Origin of the sequence: Enterobacter sp. 22466, from assembly GCF_052044775.1 — a bacterium.
Lineage (GTDB): Bacteria > Pseudomonadota > Gammaproteobacteria > Enterobacterales > Enterobacteriaceae > Enterobacter > Enterobacter dissolvens.
In genome coordinates this window covers 61,791-82,114 of the sequence record NZ_JBQENX010000010.1, presented here as the reverse complement: position 1 = coordinate 82,114, position 20,324 = coordinate 61,791, and the positions used below count along the sequence as shown (strand labels likewise).

At 56.9% G+C, this 20,324-nt stretch carries 17 protein-coding genes; 4 read left to right on the top strand and 13 right to left on the bottom strand.

The genetic code is table 11. From position 1 onward, the window contains the following. Positions 1–35: 35 nt before the first annotated feature. The 3 genes from fdnG to fdnI are packed head-to-tail and all read left to right on the top strand — an operon-like array spanning position 36 to position 4,628. Entirely contained in the window at positions 36–3,083 is a 3,048-nt protein-coding gene (gene fdnG / locus ACTJJI_RS21730) for a formate dehydrogenase-N subunit alpha (protein WP_440655535.1), read from the top strand. A gap of 11 nt (positions 3,084–3,094) precedes the next feature. After that, positions 3,095–3,979: a formate dehydrogenase subunit beta gene (fdxH, locus tag ACTJJI_RS21725; RefSeq protein ID WP_440655534.1), complete on the top strand. Its 885-nt coding sequence runs from the start codon at positions 3,095–3,097 to the stop codon at positions 3,977–3,979. Continuing rightward, positions 3,972–4,628: a formate dehydrogenase-N subunit gamma gene (gene fdnI / locus ACTJJI_RS21720; RefSeq protein ID WP_014832018.1), complete on the top strand. Its 657-nt coding sequence runs from the start codon at positions 3,972–3,974 to the stop codon at positions 4,626–4,628. The genes fdxH and fdnI overlap by 8 nt, the downstream gene beginning before the upstream one ends. A 54-nt stretch (positions 4,629–4,682) precedes the next feature. On the opposite strand, the gene ACTJJI_RS21715 is transcribed toward fdnI, so the two are convergent. Next, the gene (locus tag ACTJJI_RS21715; RefSeq protein WP_072058360.1) at positions 4,683–5,006 is read right to left on the bottom strand and encodes a CcdB family protein; all 324 of its coding nucleotides are present in this window, start codon (positions 5,004–5,006) and stop codon (positions 4,683–4,685) included. A 291-nt stretch (positions 5,007–5,297) separates the two neighbouring features. Beyond that, positions 5,298–6,116: a polyphosphate kinase 2 gene (gene ppk2 / locus ACTJJI_RS21710; RefSeq protein WP_046889624.1), complete on the bottom strand. Its 819-nt coding sequence runs from the start codon at positions 6,114–6,116 to the stop codon at positions 5,298–5,300. 168 nt (positions 6,117–6,284) lie between these two features. Between ppk2 and araJ the strand changes: the two genes are divergently transcribed. Continuing rightward, complete coding sequence (gene araJ / locus ACTJJI_RS21705) at positions 6,285–7,460, top strand: MFS transporter AraJ (protein WP_203461167.1); 1,176 nt, start codon at positions 6,285–6,287, stop codon at positions 7,458–7,460. A gap of 6 nt (positions 7,461–7,466) precedes the next feature. Here the strand turns inward: araJ and ACTJJI_RS21700 are convergent, their stop codons facing one another. The 11 genes from ACTJJI_RS21700 to bdm form a co-directional block, all read right to left on the bottom strand. Then, a complete protein-coding gene (locus tag ACTJJI_RS21700; protein ID WP_063425853.1) occupies positions 7,467–8,558 on the bottom strand; it encodes an alkylhydroperoxidase domain protein in 1,092 nt (363 codons plus the stop codon). 10 nt (positions 8,559–8,568) lie between these two features. Beyond that, positions 8,569–9,558: a putative FMN-dependent luciferase-like monooxygenase gene (locus ACTJJI_RS21695; RefSeq protein WP_440655533.1), complete on the bottom strand. Its 990-nt coding sequence runs from the start codon at positions 9,556–9,558 to the stop codon at positions 8,569–8,571. Then, the gene (locus ACTJJI_RS21690; protein ID WP_440655532.1) at positions 9,555–11,162 is read right to left on the bottom strand and encodes a dipeptide ABC transporter ATP-binding protein; all 1,608 of its coding nucleotides are present in this window, start codon (positions 11,160–11,162) and stop codon (positions 9,555–9,557) included. The genes ACTJJI_RS21695 and ACTJJI_RS21690 overlap by 4 nt, the downstream gene beginning before the upstream one ends. Further along, on the bottom strand, positions 11,159–12,010 hold the full coding sequence (locus tag ACTJJI_RS21685; RefSeq protein ID WP_440655531.1) for an ABC transporter permease: 852 nt from the start codon (positions 12,008–12,010) through the stop codon (positions 11,159–11,161). The genes ACTJJI_RS21690 and ACTJJI_RS21685 overlap by 4 nt, the downstream gene beginning before the upstream one ends. After that, positions 12,007–12,951, bottom strand: a complete 945-nt coding sequence (locus tag ACTJJI_RS21680; RefSeq protein ID WP_063411658.1) for an ABC transporter permease — start codon at positions 12,949–12,951, stop codon at positions 12,007–12,009. The genes ACTJJI_RS21685 and ACTJJI_RS21680 overlap by 4 nt, the downstream gene beginning before the upstream one ends. Positions 12,952–12,961: 10 nt before the next feature. After that, the gene (locus ACTJJI_RS21675) at positions 12,962–14,581 is read right to left on the bottom strand and encodes a TIGR04028 family ABC transporter substrate-binding protein (RefSeq protein ID WP_063411657.1); all 1,620 of its coding nucleotides are present in this window, start codon (positions 14,579–14,581) and stop codon (positions 12,962–12,964) included. 150 nt (positions 14,582–14,731) lie between these two features. Continuing rightward, on the bottom strand, positions 14,732–15,742 hold the full coding sequence (gene adhP, locus ACTJJI_RS21670) for an alcohol dehydrogenase AdhP (protein WP_440655530.1): 1,011 nt from the start codon (positions 15,740–15,742) through the stop codon (positions 14,732–14,734). A gap of 196 nt (positions 15,743–15,938) precedes the next feature. Continuing rightward, positions 15,939–17,648 (bottom strand): ABC-F family ATP-binding cassette domain-containing protein, encoded by a 1,710-nt coding sequence (locus ACTJJI_RS21665; RefSeq protein ID WP_440655529.1) that lies wholly within the window; start codon positions 17,646–17,648, stop codon positions 15,939–15,941. A 330-nt stretch (positions 17,649–17,978) separates the two neighbouring features. After that, positions 17,979–19,676 carry an NAD-dependent malic enzyme gene (locus tag ACTJJI_RS21660; RefSeq protein WP_013096532.1) on the bottom strand — a complete coding sequence of 566 codons (1,698 nt, stop codon included), beginning with the start codon at positions 19,674–19,676 and terminating at the stop codon, positions 17,979–17,981. A 177-nt stretch (positions 19,677–19,853) separates the two neighbouring features. Beyond that, positions 19,854–19,991, bottom strand: a complete 138-nt coding sequence (sra, locus tag ACTJJI_RS21655; RefSeq protein WP_013096533.1) for a stationary-phase-induced ribosome-associated protein — start codon at positions 19,989–19,991, stop codon at positions 19,854–19,856. A gap of 95 nt (positions 19,992–20,086) precedes the next feature. Continuing rightward, positions 20,087–20,302, bottom strand: a complete 216-nt coding sequence (bdm, locus tag ACTJJI_RS21650; protein ID WP_008501713.1) for a biofilm-dependent modulation protein — start codon at positions 20,300–20,302, stop codon at positions 20,087–20,089. Positions 20,303–20,324: the final 22 nt, after the last annotated feature.

The window sequence follows — 20,324 nt, the reverse complement described above, 5'->3', positions numbered from 1 at the left end:
GCGGCGCGAAGTCTTATCCGTAAATGAGGACAACAATGGACGTCAGCCGCAGACAATTTTTTAAAATCTGCGCGGGCGGTATGGCCGGAACAACAGCCGCGATGCTGGGATTCGCTCCCAAAATGGCGCTGGCTCAGTCACGCAACTATAAGCTGCTGCGTGCCAAAGAGATCCGTAACACCTGCACATACTGCTCCGTGGGTTGTGGGCTTTTAATGTATAGCCTGGGCGATGGCGCGAAGAACGCCAGAGAGGCCATTTATCATATTGAAGGGGATCCGGACCATCCGGTGAGCCGTGGGGCACTCTGCCCGAAAGGGGCGGGACTGCTGGACTATGTTCACAGCGATAACCGTCTGCGCTATCCGGAATACCGCGCGCCGGGCTCCGACAAATGGCAGCGTATTTCCTGGGATGACGCCTTCTCCCGGATTGCCAGACTGATGAAAGCCGACCGCGACGCCAACTTCATTGAGAAGAACGCGCAGGGCGTGACGGTGAACCGTTGGCTCTCTACCGGCATGCTGTGCGCCTCGGCGGCCAGCAATGAAACCGGCATGCTGACGCAAAAATTTGTTCGCTCCCTCGGGATGCTGGCGGTAGACAACCAGGCACGCGTCTGACACGGACCAACGGTAGCAAGTCTTGCTCCAACATTTGGTCGCGGTGCGATGACCAACCACTGGGTGGATATCAAAAACGCCAACGTCGTGATGGTGATGGGCGGTAACGCCGCCGAGGCCCATCCGGTGGGATTCCGCTGGGCGATGGAAGCGAAAAACAATAACGATGCGACGCTTATCGTCGTCGATCCGCGCTTTACGCGTACGGCATCGGTGGCCGATATCTACGCGCCGATCCGCTCCGGAACCGACATAACGTTCCTGTCGGGCGTGCTGCTGTATCTGATTGAAAACAACAAAATCAACGCGGAGTACGTAAAACACTACACCAACGCCAGCCTGCTGGTGCGGGATGATTTTGCCTTTGATGACGGGCTGTTCAGCGGCTATGACGCGGACAAACGTCAGTACGATAAATCGTCCTGGAACTATCAGTTCGATGAAAACGGCTATGCCAGACGCGATGAAACCCTGAGTCATCCACGCTGCGTGTGGAACTTGCTGAAACAGCACGTTTCCCGCTATACGCCGGACGTGGTGGAAAACATCTGTGGTACGCCAAAAGCCGACTTCCTGAAAGTGTGTGAGGTGCTGGCCTCTACCAGTGCCGCCGACAGAACCACCACGTTCCTGTACGCGCTGGGCTGGACGCAGCACACCGTTGGTGCGCAGAACATCCGTACCATGGCGATGATCCAGCTGCTGCTCGGCAATATGGGCATGGCGGGAGGCGGGGTAAATGCCTTGCGCGGTCACTCCAACATCCAGGGCCTGACCGACCTCGGCCTGCTGTCGACCAGCCTGCCAGGCTACCTGACGCTACCGTCTGAGAAGCAGGCCGATCTGCAGACCTATCTCGCGGCGAATACGCCTAAGGCGACGCTGCCGGATCAGGTGAACTACTGGAGCAACTATCCGAAGTTCTACGTCAGCCTGATGAAATCCTTCTACGGTGATGCGGCGCAGAAGGAGAACGACTGGGGCTTTGAGTGGCTGCCTAAGTGGGACCAGGCCTACGACGTCATCAAGTATTTCAACATGATGGATAAGGGCAACGTCACGGGCTATATCTGCCAGGGCTTTAACCCGGTGGCGTCCTTCCCGGACAAAAACAAAGTGGTTCGCAGCCTGAGCAAGCTGAAGTACATGGTGGTTATCGATCCGCTGGTGACGGAAACGTCTAACTTCTGGCAGAACCACGGCGAGATGAATGATGTGGATCCCGCATCAATTCAGACCGAGGTCTTCCGCTTGCCGTCAACCTGTTTTGCCGAAGAAGACGGGTCGATCGCCAACTCCGGTCGCTGGTTACAGTGGCACTGGAAGGGGCAGGATGCGCCGGGTGAAGCGCGTAATGACGGTGAAATTCTGGCCGGGATTTACCATCGCCTGCGTGAGATGTACCGCACCGAAGGCGGCAAAGGCGCTGAACCGTTGCTGAAGATGCGCTGGAACTATAAGCAACCGGATCATCCTGAATCCGAAGAGGTGGCCAAAGAGAACAACGGCGTGGCGCTGGCCGATCTCTATGACGTCAACGGCAATCTGCTGGCGAAGAAAGGCCAGCTTCTGAACAGCTTTGCGCTGCTGCGCGATGACGGCACGACGGCGTCGTCCTGCTGGATCTACACCGGCAGCTGGACGGAGCAGGGTAACCAGATGGCCAACCGCGATAACGCCGACCCGTCCGGGCTGGGCAATACGCTGGGCTGGGCATGGGCATGGCCGCTAAACCGTCGGGTGCTGTACAACCGTGCGTCGGCGGATATCAACGGTAAACCGTGGGATCCGAAACGGATGCTGATCGCGTGGAACGGCGCGAAATGGGCGGGGAATGATATTCCTGACTTCAACACCGCGCCACCGGGCAGTGAGACCGGGCCGTTTATTATGCAGCCGGAGGGGCTGGGACGCCTGTTTGCCCTCGACAAGCTGGCAGAGGGGCCTTTCCCGGAACACTACGAGCCGATGGAAACGCCGCTGGGGACTAACCCGCTGCACCCGAACGTGATCTCCAGCCCGGTGGTGCGTATTTACGAAGAGGACGTGCTGCGCCTGGGCAAAAAGGACAAATTCCCATACGTCGGAACGACCTACCGCCTGACCGAGCATTTTCACACCTGGACCAAGCACGCGCGGCTTAACGCCATCGCGCAGCCGGAACAGTTTGTGGAAATCAGCGAAACGCTGGCGAAGGCGAAAGGCATTGCCAACGGCGATCGCGTCACGGTCAGCAGCAAGCGCGGCTTTATTCGCGCCGTTGCCGTGGTCACTCGCCGCCTGCAGTCGCTGAACGTGCACGGTCAGCAGGTTGAAACCGTGGGTATTCCGCTGCACTGGGGCTTTGAGGGCGTGGCGCAGAAAGGCTACATCGCCAACACCCTGACGCCTAACGTCGGCGATTCCAACTCGCAAACGCCGGAGTACAAGGCGTTTCTGGTCAACATCGAGAAAGCGTAAGGAGCGATTCAATGGCGATGGAAACACAAGACATTATTAAACGCTCCGCGACCAACCCAATGACCCCCGCGCCTCGCGCGCGGGACTATAAGGCCGAGGTCGCCAAGCTTATCGATGTCTCTTCCTGCGTGGGCTGCAAAGCCTGCCAGGTGGCCTGCTCGGAGTGGAACGATATCCGCGATGAGGTAGGGCACTGCGTTGGCGTTTACGACAATCCGGCGGATCTGAGCGCCAAATCCTGGACGGTGATGCGTTTTAGCGAAACTGACCAGAACGGCAAGCTGGAATGGCTGATCCGCAAAGACGGCTGTATGCACTGCGAAGATCCGGGCTGTCTGAAGGCGTGCCCGTCTGCCGGTGCGATTATTCAGTACGCCAACGGGATCGTCGACTTCCAGCAGGACAACTGCATCGGCTGCGGGTATTGCATCGCGGGTTGTCCGTTTAACATCCCGCGCCTCAATAAAGAGGATAACCGGGTATACAAATGCACCCTGTGCGTGGACCGCGTCAGCGTCGGACAGGAGCCTGCCTGCGTCAAGACCTGTCCCACCGGCGCTATCCACTTCGGCACCAAGAAAGAGATGCTGGAGGTGGCGCAGCAGCGCGTGGACAAACTGAACGCGCGCGGCTACGACAAGGCGGGCATTTACAACCCGCAGGGGGTGGGCGGTACGCACGTGATGTACGTTCTGCATCACAATAACCAGCCGGAGTTGTACCACAATCTGCCGAAAGATCCGGCGATCGATACCTCAATCAATCTCTGGAAAGGGGCGCTAAAACCGCTCTCGGCGGCGGGCTTTATCGCCACCTTTGCCGGGCTGATTTATCACTACATTGGGATCGGGCCGAATAAAGAGGTGGATGACGACGAGGAGGAACACCATGAGTAAGTCGAAAATGATTGTGCGCACGAAGTTTATCGACCGCGCCTGTCACTGGACGGTGGTGATCTGCTTCTTCCTGGTGGCCGTATCCGGGATCTCGTTTTTCTTCCCGACACTGCAATGGCTGACGGAAACGTTCGGCACGCCGCAGATGGGGCGTATTCTGCACCCGTTTTTTGGCGTACTGATTTTTGTGGTGCTTATGTTTATGTTTGTGCGTTTCGTCCATCACAATATCCCGGACAAGCAGGATATTCCCTGGCTGAAGGGCATTATTGAAGTCCTGAAGGGGAACGAACATAAAGTCGCGAAGGTCGGTAAATACAATGCCGGACAGAAGATGATGTTCTGGAGCATCATGAGCATGATTTTCGTCCTGCTGGTGACCGGTGTGATCATCTGGCGTCCTTATTTTGCGCAGTACTTCCCGATGCAGGTCATCCGCTACGCGCTGCTGATCCATGCAACCTCAGCCATCATTCTGATCCATGCCATTCTGATCCATATGTATATGGCCTTCTGGGTGAAAGGGTCGATTAAAGGCATGATTGAAGGGAAGGTGAGCCGCCGTTGGGCGCAGAAACACCACCCACGCTGGTACCGGGAAGTGGAGCGACAGGAAGCGAAACAGGAGAGTACGGAAGGGATGAAGTAAAACGTCCTGCGCCGTCGGCTTTGCCCGGCGGCGCTTCGCTTGCGCGGGCCTACGTTATGTATTTGTCACTAACGCATCTATCGCCGCAATCACGGTACTTCTTGCGCTGCGAAGATTGCATACATAGTTTTTATTATTTAATCTCTTTTTCTCCACGTGTGTTATACCAGCGGTATTGAGAAAATATCTCTCAAATTCAATATTCACTAATGGTGCGGCGGCGTTGTAATGCCCATGTAAATTATTTTGATAGCTCAAAGGAACAATCAGTCTCGTTGATAAATCATCATAATAGTCATGCTGAATTATCATAAAATAAGGCTGATACTCGCGCGTCTTGTCTGATGGGTTACGATAAACATCGAACTGAAAGCACATCAAAGCCCTCCAAAATAAGGGTCATCTGATAATAATCCCGCTTTAGCAGTAAATTCATTCATAGCTTTTATGAATTCCTGATCCTGATGGCGCTGGCGTCTGCGCTCCTCTGGGGGTAACGCCTGGCGCGGTATCGTCTCAGCCCGGGTCGGTCTGCCACTGCAATTTCCTGTTCGGTTTGGTTTCATTTTTACCCTCCTTTGTTGGTGCGGTCATTATCAACCTCAGCCAACAAAAAACAATACCGTAACCCCTGGTAATCTACATTCTGCGAGCCGTCTTCCAGTAATGTCAGAATTTCTCTTCAATATACCTGAAAGGATATTTTGTCGGTTTGACTTTGCCAATTTTTCGCTTCGGCAAATCCACTTTTTCAACGTGAAGTTCTTTATATGGGATCTGCGAAAGCAGATGGGAGATAATATTCAACCGCACGCGTTTTTTATCTTCCGAGCGCGCCACAAACCACGGCGCCCAGGCGGTATCCGTTGAAGCAAACATGGCATCCCGCGCTACGGTGTATTCATCCCATAAATTGAACGATTTAATATCCATAGGCGATAATTTCCAGATCTTGCGGCCATCGTTGATGCGATCGCGTAGCCTGCGTTCCTGCTCTTTCGGCGTCACTTCAAGCCAGTATTTCAGTAAAATGATCCCGGCATCCACCATCGCTTTTTCCATCACCGGTGCGCCATCAAGAAACTTTTCAACCTGCTCCGGCGTGCAGAACCCCATCACCCGTTCAACGCCTGCGCGGTTGTACCAGCTGCGGTCAAATATGACGATTTCACCGGCAGCGGGCAGGTGCGGGACGTAGCGCTGGAAATAAAGCTGCGTTTTCTCTTTCTCAGTGGGCGCAGGCAGCGCGACAACGCGGAATACGCGCGGGCTGACGCGCTCGGTGATCGCTTTGATGGTGCCGCCTTTACCGGCGCCGTCGCGTCCTTCAAACACAATACAGACCTTTAATCCTTTGGCGACGACCCACTGCTGGAGTTTAACCAGTTCCACGTGAAGGCGACGAAGCTCTTGTTCATACTCTTTTGTTTTCAGAGGAGCATTCTTAACGACATCAACAGCGACACTGGTTTTCTTTTTGCTTACCATGATTGTCATCCTCAGGTTGTCCGGTCGCGGGGAAGAAGCGAGGCCGCATTAAGAAGTGTAATCCACCTGAATTAATGGATTAACGTGTCAGCCTGCCGATTTGAACTGGCTCACCATACAAGATTATTCAATAATGCCCGCTGCGAATTTTTCACACGTGGTTGTGGTATGAAAAAGACAATTTTCTCGTTAGCCCTCGGCACGTTTGGCCTCGGCATGGCTGAATTTGGCATTATGGGTGTCTTAACCGAACTGGCGCATGACACCGGCATTTCCATTCCCGCCGCCGGGAACATGATCTCGTTTTATGCCTTTGGCGTGGTGATTGGCGCGCCGATAGTGGCGCTGTTTTCCAGTAAATTCTCGTTAAAAACCACGTTGCTGTTTCTGGTTGCCCTGTGTGCGGTGGGCAACGCGATATTTACCTTTTCCACATCCTACTTGTGGCTGGCGGCAGGGCGCTTAATTTCGGGGTTCCCGCACGGTGCAATTTTCGGCGTGGGGGCGATTATCCTCTCGAAAATCGCGCCACCGGGGAAGGTGACGGTGGCCGTGTCGGGGATGATCGCCGGGATGACCGTGGCGAATCTGGTGGGGGTACCGTTTGGAACCTGGCTGGGGCACGCGTTCAACTGGCGCTACACCTTTTTCCTGATTGCCCTGTTTGACGCGCTGGTGATCCTCTCGGTACTGGTGTGGGTGCCGAACATTCATGACGCATCAGAAATAAAACTCACCGAGCAGTTTCACTTTCTCAAAAAACCGGAGCCGTGGCTGATCTTCGCCGCCACCATGTTTGGCAACGCTGGTGTTTTTGCGTGGTTCAGTTTTGTGAAGCCGTTTATGGTCAATGTCTCTGGCTTCTCCGAGGGGTTGATGACGATCATCATGATGTTGATGGGCCTGGGTATGGTGCTGGGTAACCTGCTGAGCGGGAAACTATCGGGTCGTTACAGTCCGCTGCGTATTGCGGCCACGACCGATATGGTGATTGTCGCCTCGCTGTTATTGCTTTTCGCCTTTGGCGAACAGAAAACCGCGTCGCTGGTGATTGGGTTCATCTGCTGTGCCGGGCTGTTCGCACTCTCTGCACCACTGCAAATTCTGCTGCTGCAAAATGCGAAAGGAGGGGAAATGCTGGGGGCCGCAGGCGGACAGATGGCGTTTAATCTGGGCAGCGCGATTGGCGCGTATTTTGGCGGGATGATGATTACGCTCGGGTTTAGCTGGAGCTATGTCACGCTGCCGGCGGCGATGTTATCCTTCTCGGCCATGAGCGCGCTGTTGATCTACGGCCATCTGCGTGCCCGTCGGGCTCAGGCTAACGCTCGCGCGCTAGCCTGATTGCATTCAGGCCAGCCAGGGTTCGCCCAGGGTCAGCATCAGGCGGTTGGCCCAGGCGAAGAATGCCGCCGATTGAACCAGATCGAGTTGCGACAGCGTATCCAGCCCTTCCTTTTCCAGCGACGCCAGATGATGCGGCGTGGCGGCTGGCGGCGTGACTGACAGCGCTGCCGCAAAATTGATTTCCGCCTGCCAGCGCGCAGACTGCCCCTCACTCAGGGATTGGCCTGGACGAACCGCCAGAAGCGCCTCTACCGCTGGATCATCCTTAGACAGCTGGCTGGCTTTCCGCGCATGGACAGATGCGCAGTAGATGCAGCCGTTAATTTTACTGGTCACCGTGGCGGCCAGCTCGCGCTCGGCACGTGGTAAACCGCCCGGGGTGTAAAAAATCCCTTTATCCGTTAACGTACGTTGCTCAAGCACCGGCAGGTTGCGTCCCAGCAGGCGGAAATAGTCCGATTCGGTATGACCAAATTTCGTTAAAATGGCGACCTCATCGTCACGAAACTCCGCCAGCGGTTTGGCGGCGATCCACGGTTCCCAGCCCAGCTCCTGTTGGGTGAAGACGACAGGGGCGGTTTTACCCGTGGCCGTTTTTGTGCGGGTGTGCCAGATGCCCGCAGCCACCGGGGTATCGCTGGAGGCGACCGGTTTATCGTTCAGCAAACGCAGCCCGACAATGAGCCGGCTCTGGAAGCTGACAAAAGCGATCAGCTGCGCCAGCGTGACAATGCCTTCTTTGCTCCATCCCGCCTGCGTAAGGGGCTGTAATGCGCCAGGTGAGGCTTCGACCGGTGAGAACGTCAGTAGCCGCGCGAAATTCAGCGCTGGGGTCAGGCGTTCAGAGGTCGGATCCGCCAGGCCAAATCCGGCATAGTGTGCGGCTAATGCCTCTGCGTTGTGCCATCTGGCGACTTTTGCCGCCACGGCAAAACGCTCCTCCAGCGTAAAATCACTCTCCTGCTGACTAAACAGAACCTCGTAGCTGCCCTGGGCGTGACGCGTCGCGGCGTCGCGAATGGCACGCGCCTCTGCGAGGGGGGAGCCGGCTTTAATCTCCGCCAGCTCGGCGAGAATGTCCTGACTTAATGACATAGGTATCTCCTCAAAGAATGTGGGGGGCGATATGTTCTGCAATCAGTTCAATCGAGCGCAGGGTGCCGCGGTGAGAGGGCTCGACCGAATGCACCTGAAACGAGATGTCCGTGGCGCGCGTCAGAATGGAATCAGCCTTCAGCGAACGCAGCACTGTCTCCGGTGAGCCAATATGGGCGTCAAACTGGCGACGATAATCAGTGACAGTGTCACCTGTTACAGTGTACCCGGCACGCTGATGCTGCTGCGCCTGCTTCGTTAAGCCCGGCGTGGCGACTTTCAGGGCATATTCGTCGCTGTCGGCGACGAACGCGGTTCGGGAGGCCAGAATACGTGGCGCAATCCCCGCCGGAAGCGCATCAAGATAGGCATCGACAATCGGGTTTTGGATCTCGTCGAGCGTCAAATCCGGTTGTCCTGCCGGACGCGGCTGAGTGCGGGAGAGCATCAGGCCATGTCCGGCCTGCGCGGCGCGAACGGCCCCCTCCACAGAGAAGGTGGCAATCCAGATACGCTGCGCCAGTTGCGGGGCCGGGGGATAAAGATGATTGTCAGGATGAACGAGCGAATCGCCGCGCCAGGCACTCTGGATCACGTGCAGATGGTCGGCAAACGCCGCGCCGCGTTCCTCAAACGTGAGGCCGAATGGCAGAAATGACGTTGGCGTACCGCCCGATCCGAAGCCAATCTCCAGGCGTCCGTTGGCCAGCAGATCCAGCACGGCTGCGTCTTCCGCCACGCGCAGCGGGTTTTCCATCGGCAGGGTGATGATGGCCGTGCCCAGGCGAATGGATTCGGTGTGCGCCGCCACATGAGCCAGAAACAGCAGCGGCGACGGCAGACCGCCTTCCTGTTCATGGAAGTGATGCTGCGCAATCCAGGCGCTGTCAAAACCGTAACGCTCGGCGTGACGGATCTGTTCCGTTGCCAGACGATAGCGCTCCTTCGGGGTGGCATCATCAAGCAGACGGGTGAAAAATCCCAGGCGTTTTCGCGTCATGCGAACTCCTCCGTAACGGGTGAAAAATGGGGGATAGCGTCAATCAGTTCACGCGTATAGCTGTTCTGCGGCGAGGCGAATAAGCGCTCCACATCACCCTGTTCCACAACCTGGCCGCTGCGCAGCACCGTGACGCTGTGGGCGATGCGGCGTACTGTCGCCAGGTCGTGTGTGATAAAGAGGTAGGTCAGCCCCAGCTGCTGTTGCAGTTGCTGCAGAAGTGCCAGAATTTGCGCCTGCACGGTGACATCCAGCGCCGAGGTGGCTTCATCCAGAACCAGAATGGTGGGTTGCAGGATCAACGCCCGGGCAATCGCCACGCGCTGGCGTTGCCCGCCAGAGAGCTCCCGGGCGGTTCGGGTTAATATCTCCACGGGCAGCGCCACCCGCTGTGCCACCGTCTCAACCCGGTCTTTACGCTCTGCTTTGCTGATGCGGGCGAAGTTTTTCAGCGGCTCTTCAATGATCTCAAATAGCGTCTGGCGCGGGTCGAGAGAGGCAAACGGGTTCTGGTAAACAAACTGGATTTTCTGGCGCAGCTGGCGGCGCGCCTCGCGGCTGAGCGTGGTGGCGTCAATGTCATCAATGATCACCCGGCCGCTGTCGGCCTGCTCAAACCCGAGCAAAATACGGGCGAGGGTGGTTTTCCCTGACCCCGACTCACCCACCAGCGCATGCGTGCTACCGCGCCTGACGGTAAAGCTCACCTGATCCAGCGCCTGCAATTGTTGGCCCTTGCCCAGGGAAAACTGCTTGCTGATAGCCTGTGCACGAATGGCGGGCGAGGCCAGCGGGCGGCCAGAAACAGGTGCAATGGTTAACCGTTGTCCATGAAGATCGCTCAATAACTGGCGGGTATAGGCATGCTGTGGCGCACAAACGACGTCAGCGGTGGCGCCGTGCTCCTGAACTTCGCCGTGGCGAAACACCAGCAGCCTGTCGGCGCGCTGTGCGGCCAGCGCCAGATCGTGGGTCACGAACAGCACGGCGGTGCCCGATTCCCGGCGCAGGCGATCCAGCAGATCAAGAATGCGCTTTTGCACCGTCACATCCAGCGCGCTGGTCGGCTCGTCGGCAATGATCACGTCCGGTCGCAGGGAAATGGCGATGGCAATCAGCACGCGCTGTTTCATGCCGCCGGAGAGCTGATGAGGATACTGTTTCATGCGCTGTTCGGGGTGGCTCAACCCCACTTTAGTCAGCAGGGCGAGCACCTGTTCATCACGATGTGCATGGGTCACTTTTTGGTGTAGTTCAATTATTTCACCCACCTGCGTACCGATGGTTTTCACCGGGTTGAGGGAATTACCCGGATCCTGCGGGACGAGGCTAATCCGCGCGCCACGAAGGGTATCGAGACGTTTAGCTGACCACTGGCTTATCTCCTCACCGTTGAGGATGATTTTGCCCGCATCACGCCGGGCGTTGTCGGCCAGCAATCCCATGATGGCCTGTGCAATGCTCGTTTTACCGGATCCTGACTCGCCCACAAACGCCAGCATTTCCCCCCGCTTGAGGGTAAAGCTGACGTTATGCACCACCTCTTGCCACTGGCGCGCGGTGCGATAGCTGATCGTCAGGTTTTCAACTGCGAGTACGGTCATGAACGGCCTCCGCTGAACTGTTGGCTGATACGGTAGGTGGCCAGCACGACGGCGATGACGACCACGCCAGGGAAGGTGGTTAACCACCAGGCAGTAGAGAGATAGTTGCGGCCTTCGGCAATCAACAGACCCCATTCCGGTACGGGCGGTGGGGTACCATAGCCGAGAAAACTGAGGGTGGAGAGCGCCAGGATCGCCTGACCGAACTGCAGGGTGGCGAACGCCAGAACGGCGGTCAGGGAGTTCGGCAGAATGTGACGCCACAGTACGGCCCAAAAGGTGCCGCCGCTGCCATACGCGGCTTCAACGTAATCCGTATGGCGGATCCGCACCACTTCCCCCCGCGCCAGACGCGCGAAGCTGGCGACCGAGGCGACACCAACAGCAATGGCGGCGTTGACGGTGCCAAACCCGAGCAGAATGATTACCGTCAGAGAGAGCAGCAGGGAGGGAATCGACAGCAACACATCGACAAAACGCATCAGCAGGGACTCGACGCGACCGGCAAACGCGCCGGCAATCACCCCCAGCACGGTCCCCACCAGCAGCCCCAGGGTGACAGCCGCCAGCGCCGCGCTCAGGGAGTGAGACGCGCCGTACACAATGCGGGTGTAGACGTCACGACCCAGTTGATCGGTCCCCAGCCAGTGTCCTGCCTGCGGTGCCAGGCGTTGTGCCCCCGCGATGCCCTCAATCGGGTTATAGTGCGTAAACAGGCCGGGTGCCACGGCGGCTAACGCCGCGACAACGATTGTTGCCCACGCCAGCCATAACCCCGGTTGCCACTGCAGCCCCTGCCATGTCGGGACGCGTTTTCGCGCCGCGGCGGCGTAATCGACCAGACTCATGATGCACCTCCGGTAACAGTTTGCAGACGGGGATCGAACAGCGGCATCAGCAGATCCACCAGCAGATTGATCAGCACAAACCCGAGGGCGGATATCATCACCACCGCCTGCAGAACGGCGATATCCTGGTTATTTACCGCCTGCTGAGTCAGTTGACCCAGACCACTGCGGCCAAAAACGGTTTCGGTGATCAGCGCCCCGGCAATCAGTTCACCCAGCAGCAATCCGGCGATATTCAGTACCGGTAGCAGGGCGTTGCCGGTGACGTGCCGCCACAGCACGGCGGTTTCACTTAACCCTTTGGCCCGGGCAACGGCCACAAACGGCTGCGCGGCCACCTGATCCAGGCTGCGCATAAGAATTTGCGCCAGCGGGGCAGAGATCGGGATGGCGACGGTGACGATCGGCAAAATCAGCCCCTGCAGCGGCGTCGGGTTAATCACCGGGATCAGCCGCAATTGAAAAGAAAAGAGCTGGATGAGGGCAATCCCCAGCCAGAACGTTGGTAAGGAGATAAACAGGACCGGCAGGGACTGGATGAAATTGCTCAGCCAGCGCAGACCCGGCAGGCGTGAGGCAAAAGCCAGCGCAAACGCCAGCAGCACGGCCAGCGCAAAGGCGGGCAGGGCGAGGCTCAGCGTGTCCGGCAGGTTGCTGGCAATCAACTCACTCACCGGGACTCCGGCCTGGAGTGAATAACCAAAGTCCCCCCGCAGCATCGCCAGCAGCGTGTGGCCATATTGCTGCCACAGCGGACTATCGGCACCATACGCCACGCGCATCTCCTCGATTTGCGCCGGGCTCAGCCCCAGATCCGGGTTCTGAAATTTAATCAGCACCGCGTCACCCGGCAGCACCTGGAGCAACACGAATGAGAGGGTAAACGCAGCCCACAGTACCAGCAGCCCGTGACCAAAGCGTTGAAGAAGTGCGTGGCGCATCGTCAGCTCCTCAGTGTTTCTCAATCCACGCGCCGTAGAACGACGGGCGGCCAACCGCTTCAAAATTCACACCTTTTAACCACGGCGCACCGGCAAAGACCTGCGGCTCCTCGAAAATCGGTATCACGTAGGCGTTATCCAGCAGATAGCGCTGGGCATCCCCGGTCAGTTGCAGCCGTTTTTGCGGATCCACCTCAGCGGAAATATTTGCCAGCAACGCATTCAGCTTGTCGTCACGGAAGTTTTTGACCTTGTCGCTGGAGCCACCTTTTTGCAGCAGTGCGTCACGGTTGGCGGGGTAAAACATGCTCTTCACCACATCCGGATCCGCGCGTCCTACTTCCGATACGGTGAGCGGCGTTTTGAGCGGGTCGAGGTTATCCAGGGTTCGGCTTCCGGCGTCACCGGCTTTGACGTTCAGCGCCACGCCCACCTGCCGCCACTGCTGGGCAACCAGCTGGAGCACTTCTTTGTTTTGCGGTTGTGGGAGTGATTCGTAAACGGTCAGCGCCAGACGCTGGCCGTCTTTTGCCCGGATCCCGTCGCTGCCGGTTTTCCAGCCCGCGTCGTCCAGCAGGGCGTTGGCTTTCGCCGGATCAAACGTCAGCCTGTCGCTGAGATCGACAAAACCAGCGGCAGAACCGGCGATAACCGATTTTGCCTGCGGATAATGAGACGAGAAGAGGGTATCGACCACCTGTTTCGCGTTTGTGGCGTGCAGCAGCGCCTGGCGCACGCGGATATCGGCAACCAACGGATTGTCCGGGCGGAAGCTGATGCTGTCATTGACCCCACGCGTAGGCGCCGCGTATATGTGATAGCCCTGATCGGTGGCCTGTTTTTCGTCATACGCCTGCACCTGACGGATAAAGTCGGCCTGGCCCGCCAGCAGAGCGCCGACGCGCACGCTGTCTTCCTGAGTGACGATAAACTTGATGCCGTCCAGATTGGCCGGGCCCTGCTGCGCCAGGCTCTTCGGCCCCCACTGGTAGTCTTTGCGCGCCTCCAGCGTGACTTCCCGCCCGAGCTTTTCGTCTTTTACGACAAACGGCCCGGAGCCAATGATATGGCGGGCGTCACCCAGGGCTTCAAAGTTACGCTTAAGCGTGCTCAGAGATACCAGCCCGGAGCCAATGGTGGCCGTCCCTTGCAGAAAGCCGGGTGACGGTTTTTTGAAGTAAAACTTCACCGTCAGCGGATCAACCACTTCACTGCGATCGTAGTTATTGATCACCTCCGAAACCGGTAAGCGCTGCGCCTTATTGCCCAGACCGTAAGTATCGAAGTTTTTAGCAACCGCACTGGCGTCCAGCGGTGTGCCGTCAGAGAAGGTGATCCCGGGACGGATTTTGAAGGTGTATTCGGTATTATCCGCATTGGTGGTCCAGCTTTCAGCCACCCAGGGTTCAACCTGCAGCGTCTTCGGGTTTTGCCAGGTCAGTTTGTCGGTAATTTGATTCAGAATGCCGCCGTTGGGATAAAACCCTCCGGCTGGCGGATAGAGGTTAGTGTGGGCCTGTTGTTCCAGATAGATCAGCGTACCCCCCTTAACAGGAGACTCTGCAGACCAGGCTGCGGTGGAGGCCAGAATCAACGCCGTCAGCAGCGGCAGGCGAAAAGGGGTTTGCATGGTGAATTCCTTTGTTATCTTCTTGTTAGCGTCGGATTCATCATCGGGCGCACAGGAAAACAAGGGAACAAAGGAATTAAGATAAGGATTGCCGGAAAGTGGCAATAAAAAAACCGCCCCATAAACGGAGCGGTTAGCGGGAACGGACCGTTACGAGCGTAAATCAATCACCATACGGCCGCGGATCTGGCCCTGTTCCATCTCTTTGAAGATGGCATTGATATCTTCCAGCGGGCGCATCGTCACTTTTGGCACCACTTTGCCTTCGGCTGCAAACTGGAACGCTTCCTGCAGATCCTGACGGGTCCCAACCAGCGAACCGACCACCTGAATGCCGTCCAGCACCAGACGCGGAATGTCGAGGCTCATGGCTTCCGGCGGCAGGCCAACCGCGACCACGCGGCCACCGGCACGTACGGCATCAACGGCTGAGTTGAATGCGGCTTTTGCGACGGCAGTAACGACTGCGGCATGTGCGCCGCCCGTTTTCTCTTGCACAATTTTCGCGGCATCTTCGCTGCGGGAGTTGATGGTCAAATCTGCCCCCATGCTTGCGGCCAGCTTCAGCTGTTCGTCGTTAACGTCAAGGGCGATGACTTTGGCGTTAAAGACGTTTTTGGCGTACTGCAGCGCGAGGTTGCCCAGCCCACCCAGACCATAAATTGCAATCCACTGGCCCGGTTTGATTCCAGACACTTTCACCGCTTTGTAGGTAGTCACGCCGGCGCAGGTGATGCTGCTGGCCGCAGCCGAATCCAGACCGTCCGGCACTTTCACCGCGTAATCCGCAGTGACGATGCACTCTTCCGCCATGCCGCCGTCAACGGAATAGCCGGCGTTTTTCACATCACGGCACAGGGTTTCGTTGCCGGTATTACAGTATTCACAGTGGCCGCAGCCCTCAAAGAACCACGCGACGCTTGCGCGGTCGCCGACGTTCAGCGACGTCACGCCAGGCCCAACTTCTTTCACGATCCCAATCCCTTCGTGGCCCAGGATCACACCGGTTTTATCACCGAAATCGCCATTTTTGACGTGGAGGTCGGTATGGCAAACGCCACAGCACTCCATTTTAAGCAGGGCTTCGCCGTGCTTCAGTGGGCGTAGGGTTTTTTCGGTAACATTGACCTGATGATCCTGTGTAACAACAGCAGCCTTCATAGGTTTCTCCTTGTTTTTGATGGGTATGTGTATCGCAGGGGAATACTACTTAAGGATTAATAGTTTAGAGGAGTTATGCAAGGCGGCGGCAACATAATGTCACCAATTGATGCGATTTCAGATTAAGAATACAGCGATCCTCTAATAATTAGGGGGGGAATTGACTGGCCCGGCGAGGTCTTCGCCGGGCACAGACTTACAGTTTTGCTTCTATCACCTCAATCTCTTTACGCCATTGCGCCTGCAGCTGCGGTTTCTGATGTTTTGGCTTACGCGCCAGGTCTTCCGCCAGCAGCGTTTCCAGCGCGATCAGTCTTTCAAGCAGATCGTCTGAGGCGAACGCCTTAACGTCCGCAACCGCTGGCGTAGCCGACGGGGTCGCCAGGCCTGCGCTTTCACGCAACCGCTCGAATACCGCTTCGGCGTCATGCCATTCGCTCAGCGTACCGTCCTCAATCAGCCAGAAGCGGTTACAGCTTTGGGCAATCAGCTGTCGGTCATGACTTACCAGCAGCACGCCGCCTTCAAACTGTTGCAGGGTAGCGGCCAGCGCCTCTTTACCTTCCATGTCCAGATGGTTGGTAGGCTCATCCAGCATCAGCAGGCTATATCGGGCAAGCGTCAGGCCGATGAACAGCAGGCGCGAACGCTCCCCGCCGCTGAGGGTGCTGACCTGTTGCCCGTGACGCGCCCACGGGAACCCGGCACTGATGAGCGCCATTTTGCGATCCTGTGGCGCTGGCGCAAAAGGCTCCAGCGCGTCGAAGATCGTTGCCTCATCCGGAAGCTGATTCAGCGTCTGGTCGTAATAGCCTGGCGACACGCGGGGATGAAGTTTCAGGCCCGCGTTTGCCTGCTCATGCGCATAATGACGCCAGATAAGCTTCATCAGCGATGATTTGCCGCAGCCGTTACGCCCGACGATAGCCACCCGATCGCCGCTTTTAAGCCGCGCAATGTCGACGTTAAACAGGTCTGGCAACCCAGGTGCAGGCGGTACGCCGAGGTTTTCCATCTCCAGCAGTCGGTCAGCCCGCAGGGCATCACCGCGCAGGGTTAACGTCCATGGACTGCCTGCTGTCAGCTCTGTCTGGCTCTCCTTTAGCCGCTCGACCTGTTTTTCCATCTGTTTGGCTTTGCGCGACAGATCTTCGTTATCGTAGACCTTACCCCAGGTGGCCAGCCGTCTGGCACTGGCGGTTACGCGGTCGATTTCCCTTTGCTCCGCCTTATGCCGCAGCGCATCGCTTTCGTCTTTCGCCACCAGCGCCTGGCGTGCGGCGGTGCAGGGAAGGGCGAAGTAGTGCAACATTTTATCGCGCAGGATCCAGCTACCGTTGGTGACGGCATCCAGCAACTGCCTGTCGTGCGAGACCAGTACAAAGCTGCCGGACCAGTTTTGTAAAAACTGCTCCAGCCAGAGCATGGTAGGCAAATCGAGGTGGTTGCTCGGCTCGTCCAGTAGTAACAGATCCGGATCGCCGATCAACGCCCGCGCGAGCAGGAGACGCGTGTGTTGCCCGCCGCTCAGCGTCGCCGACGTTAAGGCCATGTCCTGCGGCGTAAAGCCCATACCCGCCAGCAGCGTTTCTGCTTTCCAGCGCAGGCTCTCGCGCTCAGTCGTGGGCAGTTGCGCCAGCACGGCATCCAGCATGGTCAGGGGATAAATGGCTTCTGGCAGATGTTGCTCAACGCGCGCCATCAGACAGTGTCCGGCTAGCGCGACCGTTCCGGCAGCCGGGGAATCTGTGCCGTCCAGCACCTTCAGAAGCGTACTTTTGCCGCAGCCGTTGTCGCCCAGCAGGCCAATGCGGTCGCCTTTTTTCAGCGTAAAGGAGAGGGAGTCGAAGAGCGTGCCAAACGCCGTATCAACACGTAAAGATTGTGCAGTGAGTAAAGTGCTCATTGTTGCTTACCCAAGAGTTACAGGCATGTTTATGCCTCGTCAAACATCGCTGACGATAACTCAGTAAGCCCGAGAGAAGGGATTTCAGGGGTTGGTGTCTTCGCTCAAGCAGAAGTTATCGCAGCACGATACCGATAACGCTTGAGCTGGTGCGATCACCAAATGTATGTGAAACATTGAAAATTTCACAGTACAGCATAATTGGCCTCCTTATATATTCAGTGGGTTAATGGATGAAAGGAGTGTAGCGGGGGAAAGGCGGTTTGGCTAGTGGGGGGGACGAATGTAATTCCCTCTCCCGGTGGGAGAGGGAACGGTCGGAACACAGTGTTAGATCGAGGTACGACGATAGCTGCGGTATTCCGGCATCCAGAAGTTGTCGTCGATGGCCTGCTGCAGCGCGTCGGCAGAGGTTTTCACCGCCACACCCTGCTGCTGCGCCATTTTCCCGACCGCGAACGCGATAGCACGCGACACCTTGTGAATGTCTTTCAGCTCTGGCAGCACCAGTCCTTCGCCATCGTTCACCAGCGGCGAGTGGCCCGCCAGAGTTTCGCTTGCCGACATCAGCATTTCATCGGTAATGCGCGACGCGCCGGAGGCGATCACACCCAGACCAATACCCGGGAAGATATAGGAGTTGTTGCACTGGGCAATAGGATAGGTTTTATCTTTCCACACCACCGGATCGAACGGGCTGCCGGTTGCGACCAGCGCGTTCCCTTCGGTCCAGGCAATGATGTCCTGCGGCGTTGCTTCTACCCGCGAGGTCGGGTTGGAGAGCGGCATCACGATAGGGCGTTCGCAGTGCTTGTGCATCTCACGAATGATCTCTTCGGTGAACAGCCCCGTCTGACCGGAGACGCCAATCAGGATATCCGGCTTCACGTTGCGCACCACGTCCAGCAGAGAGAGCACTTCGTTGTCGGTGTCCCAGTTCTTCAGGTTCTCACGTTTTTGCACCAGTTTGGTCTGGAACGGCAGCAGGTTTGGCATGCCGTCGGTCAGCAGGCCGAAACGGTCGACCATGAACACGCGGGAGCGCGCCAGCTCTTCGCTTAGCCCTTCACGCTGCGTCTGGGCGATAATCTGCTCGGCGATACCACAGCCCGCAGAGCCTGCACCGAGGAAGACGATTTTCTGGTAGCTCAGCTGGCTGCCTGCCGCACGGCTGGCGGCGATCAACGTGCCGACGGTGACCGCGGCGGTGCCCTGAATGTCGTCGTTAAAGGAGCAGATCTCATCGCGATAGCGGTTCAGCAACGGCATCGCGTTCTTCTGCGCGAAATCTTCAAATTGAAGCAGCACGTCCGGCCAGCGGTGCTTTACCGCCTGGATGAAATCATCGACAAACTGATAGTACTCGTCGTCAGTAATACGCGGATGACGCCAGCCCATATACAGCGGATCGTTAAGCAACTGCTGGTTGTTGGTGCCCACATCCAGCACCACCGGCAGGGTATACGCCGGGCTGATGCCGCCGCAGGCGGTATACAGAGAGAGCTTACCGATTGGGATCCCCATGCCGCCAATACCCTGGTCACCAAGGCCCAGAATACGCTCGCCGTCAGTCACCACGATCACTTTGATATTGTGGTTCGGCACGTTCTGCAGAATATCGTCCATGTTGTGACGGTTCTGATAAGAGATAAAGACGCCACGGGAGCGACGGTAGATCTCTGAGAAACGTTCACAGGCGGCACCCACCGTTGGGGTGTAGATCACCGGCATCATCTCTTCGAGATGGTTTTGTACCAGCCGATAGAATAGGGTTTCGTTGGTGTCCTGAATGTTACGCAGGTAGATGTGTTTGTCGATTTCGGTTTTGAAACCCTGATACTGGATCCACGCGCGCTCTGCCTGTTCTTCAATGGTTTCCACCACTTCTGGCAGTAAACCCAGCAGGTTAAAGCTGCTGCGCTCTTCCATGCTGAAGGCGCTGCCTTTGTTGAGCAGGGGGAATTCGAGTAATACCGGGCCGGCATAAGGGATATATAGGGAACGATGTTTTTTCAGTTTGTTGTCCATGTCACTCACTCTTTTTTTGAAGATCCGTCCCTGACACTGCTGTTTGTCATCTTTCTGGCCTGTGCGATGGGGTGCGGTCAGGCGGTATTATAAAGGAGCTAAATATTAATTACCGCAACACATAAACAAAAACACCATCGGTTTTGCCGATGGTGTTGAGGGATCTCTCTCCGGGACTTACTTGCCCGCGTGGCGTTTTCTGCCGGTGGCGTGAGTGACCTGTGTTTCACTGTCGCCTTCAATCACCACTTTACGTTGGTTAGAAAGCTTGTAGTTCAGTCCCAGTATATGGCGTGCCTGACGGTTCGATTTCATGTTAACTCCTCAATCCTGTTGATAGTTTTAAGGACCAGTTCGCTTACGCAAACGAAATGTAACCCCTTAGGTTGCAGATCCAGCTTAGCAGGTTTTTACAAAGGTGCGTTTTGCCCGCTGACGACGTAGTTAATGGTCTGCTGGTAGATGTCACTGAGGATGTCATTGTCCGTGGATTCCACCCACCTGGTCAGTTCCATCAAAATGTCATCTTCAGTCACAGCACCATGCTCGGCGTGAAGACCCTGTGCAATCGCGTTAACGAGTTCAGGTTGTGCTGCTGCAGTATTGGCCGGGTAATAAGTAAACATGCTGCCTCCGTGTCGTTGTCTG

What these genes read in the sequence shown, in the direction of transcription:
- ACTJJI_RS21715 (WP_072058360.1), bottom strand. Translation starts at nt 5,006, where the DNA reads ATGTGCTTTCAGTTCGATGTTTATCGTAACCCATCAGACAAGACGCGC.
- ACTJJI_RS21660 (WP_013096532.1), bottom strand. Translation starts at nt 19,676, where the DNA reads ATGGACAACAAACTGAAAAAACATCGTTCCCTATATATCCCTTATGCC.
- sra (WP_013096533.1), bottom strand. Translation starts at nt 19,991, where the DNA reads ATGAAATCGAACCGTCAGGCACGCCATATACTGGGACTGAACTACAAG.
- adhP (WP_440655530.1), bottom strand. Translation starts at nt 15,742, where the DNA reads ATGAAGGCTGCTGTTGTTACACAGGATCATCAGGTCAATGTTACCGAA.
- fdnI (WP_014832018.1), top strand. Translation starts at nt 3,972, where the DNA reads ATGAGTAAGTCGAAAATGATTGTGCGCACGAAGTTTATCGACCGCGCC.
- ACTJJI_RS21665 (WP_440655529.1), bottom strand. Translation starts at nt 17,648, where the DNA reads ATGAGCACTTTACTCACTGCACAATCTTTACGTGTTGATACGGCGTTT.
- ACTJJI_RS21695 (WP_440655533.1), bottom strand. Translation starts at nt 9,558, where the DNA reads ATGACGCGAAAACGCCTGGGATTTTTCACCCGTCTGCTTGATGATGCC.
- ACTJJI_RS21690 (WP_440655532.1), bottom strand. Translation starts at nt 11,162, where the DNA reads ATGACCGTACTCGCAGTTGAAAACCTGACGATCAGCTATCGCACCGCG.
- ACTJJI_RS21675 (WP_063411657.1), bottom strand. Translation starts at nt 14,581, where the DNA reads ATGCAAACCCCTTTTCGCCTGCCGCTGCTGACGGCGTTGATTCTGGCC.
- ACTJJI_RS21680 (WP_063411658.1), bottom strand. Translation starts at nt 12,951, where the DNA reads ATGCGCCACGCACTTCTTCAACGCTTTGGTCACGGGCTGCTGGTACTG.
- ACTJJI_RS21700 (WP_063425853.1), bottom strand. Translation starts at nt 8,558, where the DNA reads ATGTCATTAAGTCAGGACATTCTCGCCGAGCTGGCGGAGATTAAAGCC.
- ppk2 (WP_046889624.1), bottom strand. Translation starts at nt 6,116, where the DNA reads ATGGTAAGCAAAAAGAAAACCAGTGTCGCTGTTGATGTCGTTAAGAAT.
- ACTJJI_RS21685 (WP_440655531.1), bottom strand. Translation starts at nt 12,010, where the DNA reads ATGAGTCTGGTCGATTACGCCGCCGCGGCGCGAAAACGCGTCCCGACA.
- bdm (WP_008501713.1), bottom strand. Translation starts at nt 20,302, where the DNA reads ATGTTTACTTATTACCCGGCCAATACTGCAGCAGCACAACCTGAACTC.
- fdxH (WP_440655534.1), top strand. Translation starts at nt 3,095, where the DNA reads ATGGCGATGGAAACACAAGACATTATTAAACGCTCCGCGACCAACCCA.
- araJ (WP_203461167.1), top strand. Translation starts at nt 6,285, where the DNA reads ATGAAAAAGACAATTTTCTCGTTAGCCCTCGGCACGTTTGGCCTCGGC.